General features: G+C 67.5%; 12 protein-coding genes. 7 read left to right on the top strand and 5 right to left on the bottom strand.

Annotation, left to right across the window (positions count from 1 at the left end):
* Positions 1–87 precede the first annotated feature (87 nt).
* From ccsB to M3149_RS09725, 3 genes are all read right to left on the bottom strand, one after another.
* Positions 88–1449, bottom strand: a complete 1362-nt coding sequence (ccsB, locus tag M3149_RS09735) for a c-type cytochrome biogenesis protein CcsB (protein ID WP_251709111.1) — start codon at positions 1447–1449, stop codon at positions 88–90.
* Entirely contained in the window at positions 1446–3587 is a 2142-nt protein-coding gene (locus M3149_RS09730) for a cytochrome c biogenesis protein ResB (protein ID WP_251709110.1), read from the bottom strand. Before M3149_RS09730 ends, ccsB begins: the two co-directional genes overlap by 4 nt.
* 96 nt (positions 3588–3683) lie before the next feature.
* A complete protein-coding gene (locus tag M3149_RS09725; RefSeq protein ID WP_251709109.1) occupies positions 3684–4298 on the bottom strand; it encodes a c-type cytochrome in 615 nt (204 codons plus the stop codon).
* Positions 4299–4406: 108 nt separating this feature from the next.
* On the opposite strand from M3149_RS09725, the gene yihA reads away from it, so the two are divergent.
* Entirely contained in the window at positions 4407–5117 is a 711-nt protein-coding gene (yihA, locus tag M3149_RS09720) for a ribosome biogenesis GTP-binding protein YihA/YsxC (RefSeq protein ID WP_251709108.1), read from the top strand.
* A 28-nt stretch (positions 5118–5145) separates the two neighbouring features.
* Positions 5146–6081 carry an alpha/beta fold hydrolase gene (locus M3149_RS09715; RefSeq protein ID WP_251709107.1) on the top strand — a complete coding sequence of 312 codons (936 nt, stop codon included), beginning with the start codon at positions 5146–5148 and terminating at the stop codon, positions 6079–6081.
* Here M3149_RS09715 and M3149_RS09710 read toward each other — a convergent pair.
* Positions 6066–6989: a lipid A biosynthesis acyltransferase gene (locus M3149_RS09710; RefSeq protein ID WP_251709106.1), complete on the bottom strand. Its 924-nt coding sequence runs from the start codon at positions 6987–6989 to the stop codon at positions 6066–6068. The two genes, M3149_RS09715 and M3149_RS09710, sit on opposite strands and share 16 nt — an antisense overlap.
* Entirely contained in the window at positions 6986–7819 is an 834-nt protein-coding gene (locus M3149_RS09705; protein ID WP_251709105.1) for a lysophospholipid acyltransferase family protein, read from the bottom strand. The genes M3149_RS09710 and M3149_RS09705 overlap by 4 nt, the downstream gene beginning before the upstream one ends.
* Positions 7820–7973: 154 nt before the next feature.
* Between M3149_RS09705 and metK the strand changes: the two genes are divergently transcribed.
* The 5 genes from metK to groL all read left to right on the top strand — a co-directional run bounded on the left by metK (position 7974) and on the right by groL (position 14264).
* Complete coding sequence (gene metK / locus M3149_RS09700; RefSeq protein ID WP_251709104.1) at positions 7974–9158, top strand: methionine adenosyltransferase; 1185 nt, start codon at positions 7974–7976, stop codon at positions 9156–9158.
* A 164-nt stretch (positions 9159–9322) separates the two neighbouring features.
* Complete coding sequence (locus M3149_RS09695) at positions 9323–11347, top strand: PAS domain-containing sensor histidine kinase (RefSeq protein WP_251709103.1); 2025 nt, start codon at positions 9323–9325, stop codon at positions 11345–11347.
* 32 nt (positions 11348–11379) lie between these two features.
* A complete protein-coding gene (locus M3149_RS09690; RefSeq protein WP_251709102.1) occupies positions 11380–12144 on the top strand; it encodes an SDR family oxidoreductase in 765 nt (254 codons plus the stop codon).
* Positions 12145–12289: 145 nt separating this feature from the next.
* Positions 12290–12580, top strand: a complete 291-nt coding sequence (gene groES, locus M3149_RS09685) for a co-chaperone GroES (protein WP_251709101.1) — start codon at positions 12290–12292, stop codon at positions 12578–12580.
* 37 nt (positions 12581–12617) lie between these two features.
* Positions 12618–14264, top strand: a complete 1647-nt coding sequence (groL, locus tag M3149_RS09680; protein ID WP_251709100.1) for a chaperonin GroEL — start codon at positions 12618–12620, stop codon at positions 14262–14264.
* The last annotated feature ends 170 nt before the right edge of the window (positions 14265–14434 follow it).

The raw sequence follows: 14434 nt of genomic DNA, 5'->3' as shown, positions 1-14434 counted from the left end.
ACTCCTGAAAAAGGCACGGGCGCGACGGAAATCGCGCCCGCTGGGGTATCGGTCGTGTGATACCCGGAAGTCTTACCGGTTCCGCGATCAGAGTTCGCCGTAACTGTGCAAACCCGACAGGAACATGTTGACGCCCAGGAAGGCGAAGGTGGTGATGGCCAGACCCACCAGCGCCCACCAGGCCGCCACGGTGCCGCGCAAGCCCTTCATGAGCCGCATGTGCAGCCACGCTGCATAGTTCAGCCACACGATCAGGGCCCAGGTTTCCTTCGGGTCCCAGCTCCAGTAGCCGCCCCAGGCTTCGGCGGCCCAGAGGGCCCCGAGCACGGTGGCGATGGTGAAAAACGCAAAGCCGACAGCGATGGCCTTGTACATCACGTCGTCGAGCACCTCGAACGAAGGCAGCCGCTCGGCGATGCGACGGCGGCCCAGCAAGATCGCGGCGACGATCAAGGCGGAGATGCCGAAGTAGACGAACCAGTAGCTGCCCCCCTGGTCCTGTGCGCCTTGGCGGAACACGATCGGCTCGAAGCACAGCACCACGCCCAGCAACCACAGCGGGGCGAGCTTGTACCAGCGGGTCTCGCCCGCGCTCTGCTTGATGAGGTAGGCGAACGCCAGCATGGCCGCGATCGCGAAGGTGCCGTACCCGATGAAGTTGGCCGGCACGTGCAGCTTCATCCACCAGCTCTGCAGCGCGGGCACCAGCGGTTGGATCTCATGCGCCTCGCGCACCACCGTGTACCAGAGCAGGAAGCCCACCGCCGCGCTGACGATCAGCATGGCGAAGGCGCCCATGCCGCGCGTCGCATAGCGGTCTTCGTAGTAGAGGTAATACGCGGCCGTCATCCAGCAGAACAGCACGAACACCTCGTAGAGGTTGCTGACCGGAATGTGACCGATGCCGGGGCCGATCTGGTGGCTTTCATACCAGCGCACCAGCGAACCGATGAGCGCGAGGGCGATGGCCACCCAGGCCAGGCGCGAGCCCAGCGTCTCGAAGGTGGCGCCCGCGCGCGTGAACATGCCGACCCAATAGAAGGCGGTGCTCATGAAGAACAGCACACACATCCACAGAATGGCCGACTGGCTGGAGATGAAATACTTGAGCAGGAACACCTGCTCCGCACGCGCCAAGTCGGCACCGCCGCCCGGGGCCTGATAAAGCCAGATGGCCAGTAGCGCCAGCGCCCCCACCACCACGGTGAGCACGCGCAGCGGGCGCCAGAACCAGCCCAGCCATACCATCGTCGGCACGGTGCCGGCGAGGATGGACTTTTCGTAGACGTCCATGGCGCTGCCGTATTGCCAGAAGGCGACCGCACCGGCCGCCAGCACCAGGGCGGCAAACAGCCAGTCCCAAAGGTCGCGGCGCGCAAAGTAGCCTGGCTGCAACCCGCCGCCGTGGCTGGACTTCTTGAGATCGATGGTCTGGGTGGCGGTGTTCATGGCTTCACCTGCAGCAATTGGGTCTTGAGCAACTCGAATTCATGGTCGGTGTCGAGCGTCTTGCGGTTCGACGACAGGGCCAGGCTGGCCTGGGCGCCCTGCCCTTGCGGTGCCAGCCACACCCACACGCGGCGTTCGCGAACGTAGAGCATGGCAAAGACGCCCAGAATCAGCAACAGGCACCCGAGATAGACGATGGTCTTGCCCGGAGCGCGCGCCACCTGGAACACGCTGGCCTGCACATGAGTGAAATCCTTCAGCTGCAGGGCCATGGGTGCCGGGTAGAAGAAGCTGTCCGACAGGCTGATGACGGCCTGCGTCATGAAGCGCTGCGTGGCCTCGTCGCGCGGCAACGGCGCCAGGCCCGCGCGTTCGCGGCTGAGCTGCATCAATTCGAACAGCGTGCCGTTGAGGATGCGCACCAGCACGTCGCTCGCGCGTTCGCGCTCGGCCTCGGGCACGTTGGATTCCAGGAAGGACGAGATGGCCTGCAGGCCACCGACGACGTCGCGCGCCGCGGAGCCATTGGCGGCAGCCGCCGGGATCGCCACGGGTTCGGCGCCGGCAAAGAGCGCCAGGGCACGCGTTGCCGACGCTTCCAGCGCTTCGGCCAGATCGGCGCGGCCGCCCTCCACCGACTGCTCTGCGTAGCGGCGCACCGCCTCGGCGCGCAGGCCGGGATCGTCGAGCGCAGCGCGCAAGCGCACGAAACCATCCATCGCGTCGTTCTCGTCGACCGGCACGCGCAGGTAGCGAAACGCGTCTTGCGGTGTCTCGCGCAGGCCAAGCAGGTACACGCGCTGGCCATCGAGCTCCACGGGCAGCATGTAGTTGTGGTACTCCACGGCCTGCCCGGCGCTGTCGCGCAGCTTGTAGGTCACGCTTGGGCCCACGTTGCGCAGCGTCTTCTCCGTCGTGGTCTTGTGCGCAGCACCCAGACGGCTCTCCACCGCCTCGCGCAGGTCGACCTTGCGCACATCGGTGCCGGCTGCGCCCTGCCCCGCGAAGTTCTCCACGTTGATCACGCGCAGGCCGCTGTACTCCAATGTGAGCTTCTGCTCCCCGTTGCTGAGTTCGGTGGAGCCGCCGATGGTGCCCTCGACCTCGAACGGACGGGCTCCACGCGTGAATGGCACGGCCTGCAGCTTCACGCGCGAGCCGCCGTCATCGAAGCTCGATTGATAAATCGCCACACCGCGGTGGAACGCCGGGTGGTTCACCTCGACTCGCGCTTCCTTTTTTTCGCCCGTGTCGTGGTCGTGGATCACGATTTCGCTGGCGAACAAGCGCGGCATGCCGGTGTCGTAGTACTCGACGATGAACTTCTTGAGCTCCACCGAGAACGGCAACTCCTGCAGCAGCACGCCACCGGGCTGGGAAATGATGGCCGTGCTGGATGCCGTGCCCTCGGTGACCAGCAGGTTGCCACGGAAGGTGGGGTTGCTGGCCGAGAGTCGGTGCTGAGGGGGCACGTCGGCGATCATGCCGCCACCCTCGAAGATCTGTTTGCCGTTGAACCAGGTCTGCGCGCGCACCATGAGGTCGCCGTCGAGCAGGCCGCCCACGCACACCAGCACGATGGCGCTGTGCGCCGCCAGGTAGCCCCACTTGTTGGCCGCGCCCTTCTTGGCCGCCACCATCCAGCCCTCGCCCTCGGGCAGCGGGCGCGACTGCAGGCGCACCTTCCAGCCCGAGCCCAGCAATGCCTGACCGATGCGGTTGGCTGCTGCCTGCGGGGTCTCGGCCAGTTCGCCTTGTGCCCGGTGGGGAAACGCCTTGAGGCTTTGTTCGCGGATGTTTTCCTTGAACGCCTTGAAATCGGCCAGGATCTTGGGCGTGTTGCGCGCGATGCACAGGCTGGTGCTCACCACCAGGAACGCCAGGATCAGCAGGAACCACCAGGCGCTGTAGACCGTGAACAGGTTTGCCGACGCAAACACCTCCGCCCAGAACGGGCCGAACTGGTTCACGTAGTTGTTGTAAGGCTCGGCCTGCTTGACCACCGTGCCGATCACAGAGGCGATGCAGATCACCGTCAGCAGCGCGATGGCAAAGCGCATCGACGACAGCAACTCGACCGTCGCGGCCAGCGGGCGCGGGCCGCGCTGAAGTTCCAGGCCCTGGGTCGAAGCAGTCATGTGGGGTGGGGGATGAAAAAAGGCGCTTGCGGGATTCGACAAGCGCCTTGTTCTGATGCGGATGCGCGGCGCCGGTTCAATGCCCGGCGCGAAAAATCAGCGCAGGCCGGCGATGTAGTCCGACACCGCCTGGATCTCGCGATCCGTCATCTTGGCGGCGACGCCGGTCATCTGCGCGTTGTTGGCGCGCGCACCGCTGCGGAATTGCTCCAGCTGGGCCTTGGTGTAGTCGGCATGCTGGCCGGCCAGGCGCGGGTATTGCGACGGGATGCCGGCGCCATTGGGGCTGTGGCAGCCGGCACAGGCGGCAATGCCTCGGTCGGCCAGACCGCCGCGGTAGATGCGCTCACCAAGTTTCACCAGCGCGGCATCGGAGGCAAACCCCGGCGCCGGCTTCTGCGAGGCCAGCCAGTACGACACGTTACGCATGTCATCGTCCGACAGCGTGGCCGCCATGCCCTGCATGATGGCGTTGGCGCGCTTGCCGCTCTTGTATTCCTGAAGCTGCTTGATCAGGTACTCGGGGTGCTGGCCCGCGAGCTTGGGGTTGGCCGGCGTGGTCGAGTTGCCGTCGGCGGCGTGGCAGGCCACACAGACATTGCCATAGACGGCAGCGCCCTTGGCCAGATCCGGCTTGGCGGGCTGCGCGTGCACGTTCAGGGAGAGGGCTGCGGCGGCAGCGGCCATCAGGAAGGAGGCAGGCAATTTCATGTCGGGGCGTGCGTCGCGGTCGGACGGGTTCGTTCGGTGTGGGGACTTGTCGAGGGTCGGCCGGTCAAAACCCACAGATTTTACAATGCGCCACCAAGACCCCCTCAGATGACCCACCACTCCACTGCGGCCTCTGCCGCCGCCGATGCCCGCCTGGCCCACGCCTGGCTGCACACGGCACGCTTTTTGACCACCGCCCCCACGCTGGAGACGCTGCCCACGCTCGACGTGCCGGAAATCGCCTTTGTGGGCCGCTCCAACGCGGGCAAGTCCACGGCCATCAACACCCTGGCGCAGCAAAAGCGCCTGGCCTTCGCCTCCAAGACGCCGGGACGCACCCAAAGCATCAACCTGTTCACACTGGGAAAGCAGGGCATCACCGACGCAGTGCTGGCCGACCTGCCCGGCTACGGCTATGCCGCCGTGCCACGCGAGGCCAAGCTGCGCTGGCAACGCGTGATGGCGAACTACCTGCTCACCCGACCCAACCTGCGTGCCGTGGTGATGCTGGTCGACCCGCGCCTGGGCCTGACCGAACTCGACGAGGCCCTGCTCGAAGCCATCCGCCCGCGGGTGGAAGATGGCCTGAAATTCCTGGTGCTCCTCACCAAGGCCGACAAGCTCACCCGCACCGAAGCCAACAAGGCACTGTCGATCGCGCGACTGCAGACCGCCGGTGGCGAGGTCAGACTGTTCTCGGCCCTGAAGAAGCAGGGCCTGGACGAGGTGGCGACGCTGCTGATGCGCTGGGCCCGCGAGGACGGTGCGCCGCAGGCGCCGGCCACCCCCACCGACGACGAACCGCCCGCCGCCGACTGAGACCGCGCCGGGCCCGATGGAGCCCGCCGTGATCGAAGCCTTCGACGCCGTGCTGCCGCACGGCATCACCCTGAGTTGCCGTGCCGCGGGCGAACGCGGCCGACCGGTGCTGTTGTTTCTGCACGGCTTCCCGGAGGCCGCCTTCGTGTGGGACGAACTGCTCGAACACTTCGCCCACCCCACGCACGGGGGCTTCAGGTGCGTGGCCCCCAACCTGCGTGGCTTCGAGCGCTCCAGCGCACCCCCCGAAGTGGCAGCGTACCGGGCCAAACCCCTGATGCAGGACATCGACGCCCTGATCGAGGCCGTCAGCGCCGACAGCCCCACGCCGGGCCGGCTGGCCGCACTGGTCGCCCACGACTGGGGCGGCGCACTGGCCTGGGGCTTCTCGGCACGGCATCCACAGCGCCTGGCCCGCCTGGTCATTCTCAACGCCCCGCACCCGCTGCCATTCCAGCGCGAACTCGCGCAGTCGCCCGCACAACAGGCCGCCAGCGCCTACATGAACTTCCTGGCGCGCCCCGACGCGCCGGCGCTCCTGGCCGAGAACGACTTCGCCCGGCTGTGGCCGTTCTTCACCGCCTTCGCGGCCCAGGGCACTGCACCCGCCGAGCCCGCTTGGCTCGATGACACCATGCGCGAGCGCTACCGCGCGGTCTGGCGCCAGGGCCTGCAGGGCGGCTGCAACTACTACGCAGCCTCGCCGCTGCGCCCGCCCACGCCGGCCGACCCGGGCGCCACCGCTGTGACCCTGCCCCCGGAAGCGGTGACGGTGCGGGTGCCCACGCTGGTGATCTGGGGCATGGGCGACACCGCGCTACCGCCCACCTTGCTGGACGGGCTGACGGACGTGGTACCCGACCTGCGCATCGAGCGCCTGCCCGGCTGCACCCATTGGCTGGTGCACGAGCAGCCGCAACGGGTGGCGGCGCTGATCGAGGGGTTTGTTCAGACGCCGATGTAGAACGGCGGCGCGCCGCTCGGGCGCGTCTTGAAGCGCTTGTGCACCCAGTAATACTGCTCGGGCATGGTGCGGATGTAGCCCTCGAGCGCGCGGTTCATGGCGGCGGTGTCTTCCTCCACCGTGCCGCCCGGGTAGCCCTCCCATGGCGAGTGCACCGTGACCTCATAGCCGTCGGGCACCAGGCGCGTGAGCACCGGCACCACCCGTGCCTTGCCCAGCCGCGCCAGCCGCGGCAGCGAGGTGACGGTGGCTGCGGTGACACCGAAGAACGGCACGAACACCGCGTCACGTTCGCCGTGGTCCATGTCGGGCAGCAGGTACAGCGGCAGGCCGTCGCGCAAGGCAGACACGATGGCGCGCAGGCCCTGGCGCTTGCCAACCGCCAGCGGGTTGTTGAAACGCTGGCGCCCCTGGAACATCCAGCGGTCCACGTCGGCGTTGAGTTGCTCGGCGTAGACACCGCAGAAGCGCCGCGGCAGGTGCGCAGTGATGGCCGTCCAGCCGGCGTCCATGCCCACGAAATGCGGCGCGAAGATCACGGTCGGCTCGCTGCCCTCCAGCGCGGCGAGATCGCCCTTGAGCAACAGGCGGCGCCTGACCACGTGCGCCGGCGCTTCCCACAGCCAGCTGCGATCGAGCCACGCCTGGGCGAAGCACACGAAATGCCGGCGCACCGCAGCGTCACGCTCGGCTTCGGAATGGTCGGGGAAGCACGCCGCCCAGTTGGTCTGGGCGATGCGCCGGCGCCGCGCGGCCACCGCGTGCAGCACCCGGCCGAGCGCCCAACCCAGCGCACGCACCCAGGGCAGGGGCAGGTGGGCCAGCAATCGCATGAAGCCCACGCCCAGCCGGTTGCTCAGGCGCGATTCGGGGACGGGGGGGGTGGCGGCGGGCGCGGGTTCGGTCATCGGCGCGGGGCCTTGTAGCGGTCGTACGACCACAGGTACTGGGCGGGCGATTCTCGCACCAGCGACTCCATGGCCGCGTTCACCACCCGCGCCGCGGCCTCCGGCTCGCCGGGCAGCGCCGCACCGAGCGGGCGCACGTGGATCACGTAACCCCGCCCCCAGGACAGCCGCTCGCCCCAGCTCAGCAGCACGGTGGCGTCGGCCGAGCGCGCCAGCCGCGCCGACAGCGTCATGGTGTAGGCGTCGCGGCCGAAGAACGGCGCCCACACGCCCAGACCCTGCGGCGGCACCTGGTCGGGCAGCAGACCGACGGCCTCGCCAGCCTTGAGCGCCGCGATCAGCTGTCGCACGCCCGACAGGGTGGTGGGCGCGGTGCGCAAGCCGGGGCGCTCGCGCGCGTGGTCGACGAGGTCGCGCAGCCAGGCCTGGCGAGAGGGGCGGTAGAGCACCGTCATGGGCCGCGCGGCCCCGAAACGCGCCGCGTAGGCCTGCGCCGTGACCTCGAAGCAGCCGAGGTGCGGCGTGAGGAACAGCAGTCCCCGCCCGGCCGCTTGTGCGGCCTCGATGTGCTCGGCGCCCTGCCAGCGCAGCGACACCGGCGCGCCGAGCCACAGGCGTGGCAACTCCGTGACCAGACGTCCGGCCTGGGCGACCGAGCGCAGTGCCACGGCACGCGGCTGGCCGGCCTGCTGCGCGTTGGCCAGCAGGCGCTGGCGGTAGGTGGGGGAGAGCAGGAAACTCAGCCAGCCCAGTGCGCTGCCCAGCGCGTGCAGCACGAGCAGGGGCAGGCGGCTGCCGAGGGCGAAAAGGGTACGGATCAGCGTGGCCAAGGGGGGCAGGTGTCTGGCATGCGGCGCGGTGCACTAAAATCGCGCCATCGCCGAGTTGATGAACTGATTGCGGGGCGATTCACAAATTCCGCTAAAGCGTTCGCCGACTTCTGACAGACCGGCAACGCCGATCAGCAAACCCTCAGGAGTTTAAATGGCGAGCGATTTCCTCTTCACGTCCGAATCCGTGTCCGAAGGCCACCCCGACAAGGTGGCGGACCAGATTTCCGACGCCATCCTCGATGCGATCTTTGCGCAAGACCCGCGCAGCCGCGTGGCGGCCGAGACGCTGACCAACACCGGCCTCGTGGTGCTGGCCGGCGAGATCACCACCAACGCGCACGTCGACTACATCGAGGTCGCCCGCGACACCATCAAGCGCATCGGCTACGACAACACCGAATACGGCATCGACTACAAGGGCTGTGCCGTGCTCGTGGCCTACGACAAGCAGTCCAACGACATCGCCCAGGGCGTGGACCACGCGTCCGACGACCACCTCAACACCGGCGCTGGTGACCAGGGCCTGATGTTCGGCTACGCCTGCGACGAGACGCCCGAGTTGATGCCCGCACCGATCTACTACGCGCACCGTCTGGTGGAGCGCCAGGCACAGCTGCGCAAGGACGGCCGCCTGCCCTTCCTGCGCCCGGACGCCAAGAGCCAGGTCACGATGCGCTACGTGGACGGCAAGCCGCACAGCATCGACACCGTGGTGCTCTCGACCCAGCACAGTCCCGACCAGTCCGAAACGCCCACGAAGATGAAGCAAAGCTTCATCGACGCGGTGATCGAAGAAATCATCAAGCCGGTGCTGCCCAAGGAGTGGCTCAAGGACACCCGCTACCTGATCAACCCGACCGGGCGCTTCGTCATCGGCGGCCCGCAGGGCGACTGCGGCCTGACCGGGCGCAAGATCATCGTCGACACCTATGGCGGCGCCTGCCCGCACGGCGGCGGCGCGTTCTCCGGCAAGGACCCGTCCAAGGTCGACCGCTCGGCCGCCTACGCCGCACGCTATGTGGCCAAGAACATCGTGGCAGCGGGCCTGGCCAAGCAGTGCCAGATCCAGGTCGCCTACGCGATCGGCGTGGCGCGTCCGATGAACATCACCGTCTACACCGAAGGCACGGGCGTGATCCCCGACGAGCAGATTGCCAAGTTGGTCAACGAGCACTTCGACCTTCGTCCGAAGGGCATCATCCAGATGCTCGACCTGCTGCGCCCGATCTACAGCAAGACCGCTGCCTACGGCCACTTCGGCCGCGAGGAACCCGAGTTCACCTGGGAAAAGACCGACAAAGCAGCCGCGCTGCGTGCAGCGGCGGGCCTGAAGTAAGTCGAAAGCATCAACATCAGCCCCGGCGGCGCGAGCCCCCGGGGCTTTTTCGTGCGGTTTTCCGCTCATTGCGCCCGGGACAGCACCCGAGATGAATTTTTTCGTGACGACGCCGATATGGACGGGCAAGAACCCCTTTGCCTGTGCCCAACGCCGGAGCCTTCATGGAACTCGACCTGTCCTTCACCGACGCCTGCCCTACGGCGTCTGGCGGCCACGATCCGTTCGACCAGGCCCCCTGCGGCCTGCTGGCGCTCGATGCGCAACTGCACTGCGTGCGCGCCAACAGCACCCTGCTGCACTGGCTCGGGCACGAGCAGGCCGGTGCCGAAGCGCTGGCGCACGTGATCGAGCCCGCCGACCATGGCAGCCTGGACCAGCTGCGCTCCCACCTGGACATGCTGCGTCAGACCCGCGAGCCACAAGCGCTTGACCTGAGCCTGCGCAAGGCAGACGGATCGGTGCTGCACGTGCGCCTGCAGTCTCGCGCGGTGTTCGATGCCCACGGGCACTTCCTGCACAGCACCTCGCTCGTGCTACCGGCGCCGGACACCACGCCGGTGAGCCCCGACGCGGCAACGCCGGCGGAAATGCTGCTGCGCAGCATCACCGACCGAATTCCTGCGCGCCTGGCTTACTACGACAAGGACCTGGTGTGCCGCTTCGCGAACGCCGCGCACGCGGGGCGCTACGGCAAATCGCCGCAACAGATGGTGGGCTCGCACCTGAGCGAGGTGGTGCGGCCCGACGTGCTGCACGAAATCCTGCCTCGCGTGGCTGCGGCCCTGAGCGGGCAGGCACAGCATTTCGAGGCGGAGCGCGTGGACGCCGCCGGTCAGCGCCACTACTACGAGATCCACTACCTGCCGGACCACCAGGGCCAGGAGATCAAGGGCATCTTCATCGAGCTGCACGACATCAGCGAACGACGCCACACCGAGGAACTGGTGCTCAACGCCAACCGCGACCTCGAAGACCGCGTGCGCGAGCGCACCAGCGAGCTGTTCGAGAGCGAGCAGCGCTACCGGCTCATGGTCGGTGCGCTGCAGGACTATTGCATCTACTTCATCGACGAGCAGGGCCGCGTGACCGAGTGGACCGAGAGTGCCCAGCGGCTGCACGGCCACAGCGCCGCGCAGATGACGGGCCAGGCCTTTGGTGCACTCATGTGCACCGAGAACGCCGGCGAGGACGAGATCGACGCAGCACAGACGCTGCGCCTGGCCACGGCCCACGGCCAGTGGGAAACCCGCGGCTGGCGGCTGCGCGAGGATGGCACGCGCTTCTGGGCCCACAGCGTGGTGACCGCGCTGCGCAGCCAGCAAGGCGAGCTGCGCGGCCTCTCGTGCATCACGCGCGACATGACCGCCGCCAAGAACCTCGAGGACGTGATGAACGACCTCAACCGCGAGCTGGAGAAGCGCGTTGCCGAGCGCACGCGCCAGCTGGTGGCCGCCAACAAGGATCTCGACGTCTTCTCGCACATGGTCTCGCACGACCTGCGCGCACCGCTGCGCCACATTGCCAGCTTCACCGCGCTGCTGCACGAGCAGCTGGGCGAGGCCGAGGACCCGATGGTGCAGCAGTGCCTGCAGTCGATCACCAAGTCGAGCAAGCGCATGGGCCAGATGATCGAAGGTCTGCTGGAGTACGCCCGCCTGGGCCGCGTCGCCATCGAGTCGCAGCCAGTGCCGCTGGGCCCGCTGCTGCACGGCGTGATCGCGCACCTGCGCCAGGAGAACACCCAGCGCAACATCGAGTGGGTGGTCGACCCCGACCTGCCCATGGTGCGCGGCGACGCCATGCTGCTGGCACAGGCCTGGGGCAACCTGCTGGACAACGCGGTGAAGTACACCCGCAAGCACCCGAAGGCGCGCATCGAGCTGGGATGCAAGGTCAACCCGGTGGGCGGGCACATGTTCTTCGTCAGCGACAACGGCGCCGGCTTCGACATGGAGAAGGCCCACAACCTGTTCGTCATGTTCCAGCGCCAGCACCATTCGATGGACTTCGAAGGCAACGGCACCGGCCTGGCGCTGTCGCAGCGCATCGTCGAACGCCACGGCGGACGCATCTGGTGCGAAAGCGCGCCCGGTCGCGGTTGCACCTTCTACTTCACCCTGCCCTTCGAGGGCGTCGACCCGACGCTGGACTTCACGCCCTCGGCGATGGCTGCGCTCAGCGCCTGAGTCGTCGGGCCGGCCCGGGATAATCCCGGCCCATGTCCGTCCCCAGCCCGTTGTTCGACCTGCGCGGTCAGGTGGCCCTGGTCACCGGTGCCGGCCGCGGCCTGGGCCTGGCCATCGCGCAGGCCCTGGTGGTCCATGGCGCCGAGGTCTGGCTGGGCGGGCGCGATCCCGGCACGCTGCAGGCCGCGGCCGCCGGGATGGGCGAGCGCGCCCACCCGCTGCCGTTCGACGTGGCCGACGAAGCCGCGGCCAGCGCGGCGTTGGCCACGGTGCTGGACAGGACGGGGCGCATCGATATTCTGGTCAACGCCGTCGGCCAGCGTCGCCGCGAACCGCTGGACGCGCTGCCGCCACAGGCGCTGCGCGAACTGCTGGAGACCAACCTGGTGGCCGCCTGGCACCTGTGCCGCGAGGCCAGCGTGCCCATGCGCCGCCAGGGCCGCGGGCGGCTGATCAACCTCACCTCCATCGCCGGGCCGATTGCCCGCGCGGGCGACGCCGCCTACACCACCTCCAAAGGCGCGCTGGAAGCCATGACCCGCGCATTGGCGGCCGAACTCGGCCCGCACGGCATCACCGCCAACGCCATCGCGCCGGGCTACTTCGCCACCGAGGCCAACGCCGCCATGGTGGACGACCACGGTGTGGCCGACTGGCTGGCCCGGCGCACCTCCCTCGGGCGCTGGGGCCGACCCCAGGAGATCGCCGGGGCGGCGGTGTTCCTGGCCTCCCCCGCCGCCAGCTACGTCACCGGCCAGGTGATCGTGGTCGACGGCGGCTACCTGGCCCATTTCTGACCGCCGGCCAGTCGCATTCTTGAAAACACCCCCTGGCGCCCTTATGATTAGCACTCGCTGGATCTGAGTGCTAACAACGGGTCCAAGGCCACGGCGGGACCGCCGTGCGAAACCCTTTTCCGTCCTATCCCTATCAGGAGATGCAATGAAACTTCGTCCCCTCGCCGACCGCGTGATTGTCAAGCGCGTCGAGAGCGAAACCAAGACCGCCTCGGGCATCGTCATCCCCGACAACGCCGCCGAGAAGCCCGATCAGGGCGAGGTCGTTGCCGTCGGCCCGGGCCGCACCAACGACAAGGGCGAGACCAAGGCCCTGACCGTCAAGGTGGGCGATCGCGTCCTGTTCGGCAAGTACAGCGGCCAGACCGTCAAGGTCGACGGCGACGAGCTGCTCGTCATGAAGGAAGACGACCTGTTCGCGGTTGTCGAGAAATAAAGCACTTCCCCCCGGTTTGAATTGAAGGAGCCTCAACATGGCAGCTAAAGACGTGGTTTTCGGCGGTGACGCCCGTGCCCGCATGGTCGAGGGTGTGAACATCCTGGCCAACGCAGTGAAAGTGACCCTGGGCCCCAAGGGCCGCAACGTGGTGCTCGAGCGCTCGTTCGGCGCCCCCACCGTCACCAAGGACGGTGTGTCGGTCGCGAAAGAGATCGAACTCAAGGACAAGCTCCAGAACATGGGCGCGCAGATGGTCAAGGAAGTCGCTTCCAAGACCAGCGACAACGCCGGTGACGGCACCACCACCGCCACCGTGCTGGCCCAGGCCATCGTGCGCGAAGGCATGAAGTACGTGGCCGCCGGCATGAACCCGATGGACCTCAAGCGCGGCATCGACAAGGCGGTGATCGCCCTGACCGAGCAGCTCAAGAAGGCCTCCAAGGCCACCACCACCAGCAAAGAGATTGCCCAGGTCGGCGCCATCTCCGCCAACTCCGACGAATCGATCGGCAAGATCATTGCCGACGCGATGGACAAGGTCGGCAAGGAAGGCGTGATCACCGTCGAAGACGGCAAGTCGCTCGACAACGAACTCGACGTCGTCGAGGGCATGCAGTTCGACCGTGGCTACCTCTCGCCCTACTTCATCAACAACCCCGAGAAGCAGGCTGCCCTTCTGGACAACCCCTTCGTGCTGCTGTTCGACAAGAAGATCAGCAACATCCGTGACCTGCTGCCCGTGCTGGAGCAGGTCGCCAAGGCCGGTCGTCCGCTGCTGATCATTGCCGAGGAAGTCGAAGGCGAAGCCCTGGCGACCCTGGTGGTCAACACCATCCGCGGCATCCTGAAGGTCGTCGCCGTCAAGGCCCCGGGCTTCGGCGACCGCCGCAAGGCCATGCTGGAGGACATCGCGATCCTCACCGGCGGCAAGGTCATCGCTGAAGAAGTGGGCCTGACGCTCGAGAAGGTGACCCTGGCCGACCTGGGCCAGGCCAAGCGCATCGAAGTGGGCAAGGAAAACACCACCATCATCGACGGCGCTGGCGCTGCCGCGGACATCGAAGCCCGCGTCAAGCAGATCCGCATCCAGATCGAGGAAGCCACCAGCGACTACGACCGCGAGAAGCTGCAGGAGCGCGTGGCCAAGCTGGCTGGCGGCGTGGCCGTCATCAAGGTCGGTGCCGCCACCGAGGTCGAGATGAAGGAGAAGAAGGCCCGCGTGGAAGACGCCCTGCACGCCACCCGCGCTGCGGTGGAAGAAGGCATTGTGGCCGGTGGTGGCGTGGCCCTGCTGCGCGCCCGTCAGGCCGCTGGCACCATCAAGGGTGACAACCCCGACCAGGAAGCCGGCATCAAACTGATCCTCAAGGCCATCGAAGCCCCGCTGCGCGAGATCGTGGCCAACGCCGGTGGCGAGCCGAGCGTGGTGATCAACGCCGTGCTGGGTGGCAAGGGCAACTACGGCTTCAACGCCGCCAACGACACCTACGGCGACATGATCGAGATGGGCATCCTGGACCCGACCAAGGTGACCCGCACCGCGCTGCAGAACGCCGCGTCCGTGGCTTCGCTGATGCTCACGACCGAGTGCATGGTCGCCGAGGCACCGAAGGACGAAGCGCCCGCGATGCCTGGTGGTGGCATGGGCGGCATGGGCGACATGGGCGGCATGGGCATGTAAGCCCGACCGCAGGTCCCCTGCAAACAAAAGCCCCGCGAGAGATCCTAGCCGTTCGGTTAAGGAGTTGATTCAAGGGGTCTTCGGACCCCACAATGCGCCCCAAGGTCACACTTGGGGCGTTTTTCATGGTCGAGGAGAAATCTTCTCCGGGAGGAGAGGGGGCAGACCCC

It is taken from the genome of Hydrogenophaga intermedia (genome assembly GCF_023715105.1).
In the GTDB taxonomy this organism is placed as follows: Bacteria; Pseudomonadota; Gammaproteobacteria; order Burkholderiales; family Burkholderiaceae_C; genus Hydrogenophaga; species Hydrogenophaga intermedia_A.
Note: the sequence above shows the minus strand (reverse complement) of the source record. Positions and strands in the feature narration are given on the sequence as shown.

Bases quoted from the DNA above. Each gene is read 5' to 3' on its own strand.
- metK (WP_251709104.1), top strand. From the start codon at position 7,974: ATGGCGAGCGATTTCCTCTTCACGTCCGAATCCGTGTCCGAAGGCCAC.
- ccsB (WP_251709111.1), bottom strand. From the start codon at position 1,449: ATGAACACCGCCACCCAGACCATCGATCTCAAGAAGTCCAGCCACGGC.
- M3149_RS09695 (WP_251709103.1), top strand. From the start codon at position 9,323: ATGGAACTCGACCTGTCCTTCACCGACGCCTGCCCTACGGCGTCTGGC.
- M3149_RS09725 (WP_251709109.1), bottom strand. From the start codon at position 4,298: ATGAAATTGCCTGCCTCCTTCCTGATGGCCGCTGCCGCCGCAGCCCTC.
- groES (WP_251709101.1), top strand. From the start codon at position 12,290: ATGAAACTTCGTCCCCTCGCCGACCGCGTGATTGTCAAGCGCGTCGAG.
- M3149_RS09690 (WP_251709102.1), top strand. From the start codon at position 11,380: ATGTCCGTCCCCAGCCCGTTGTTCGACCTGCGCGGTCAGGTGGCCCTG.
- M3149_RS09730 (WP_251709110.1), bottom strand. From the start codon at position 3,587: ATGACTGCTTCGACCCAGGGCCTGGAACTTCAGCGCGGCCCGCGCCCG.
- yihA (WP_251709108.1), top strand. From the start codon at position 4,407: ATGACCCACCACTCCACTGCGGCCTCTGCCGCCGCCGATGCCCGCCTG.
- groL (WP_251709100.1), top strand. From the start codon at position 12,618: ATGGCAGCTAAAGACGTGGTTTTCGGCGGTGACGCCCGTGCCCGCATG.
- M3149_RS09710 (WP_251709106.1), bottom strand. From the start codon at position 6,989: ATGACCGAACCCGCGCCCGCCGCCACCCCCCCCGTCCCCGAATCGCGC.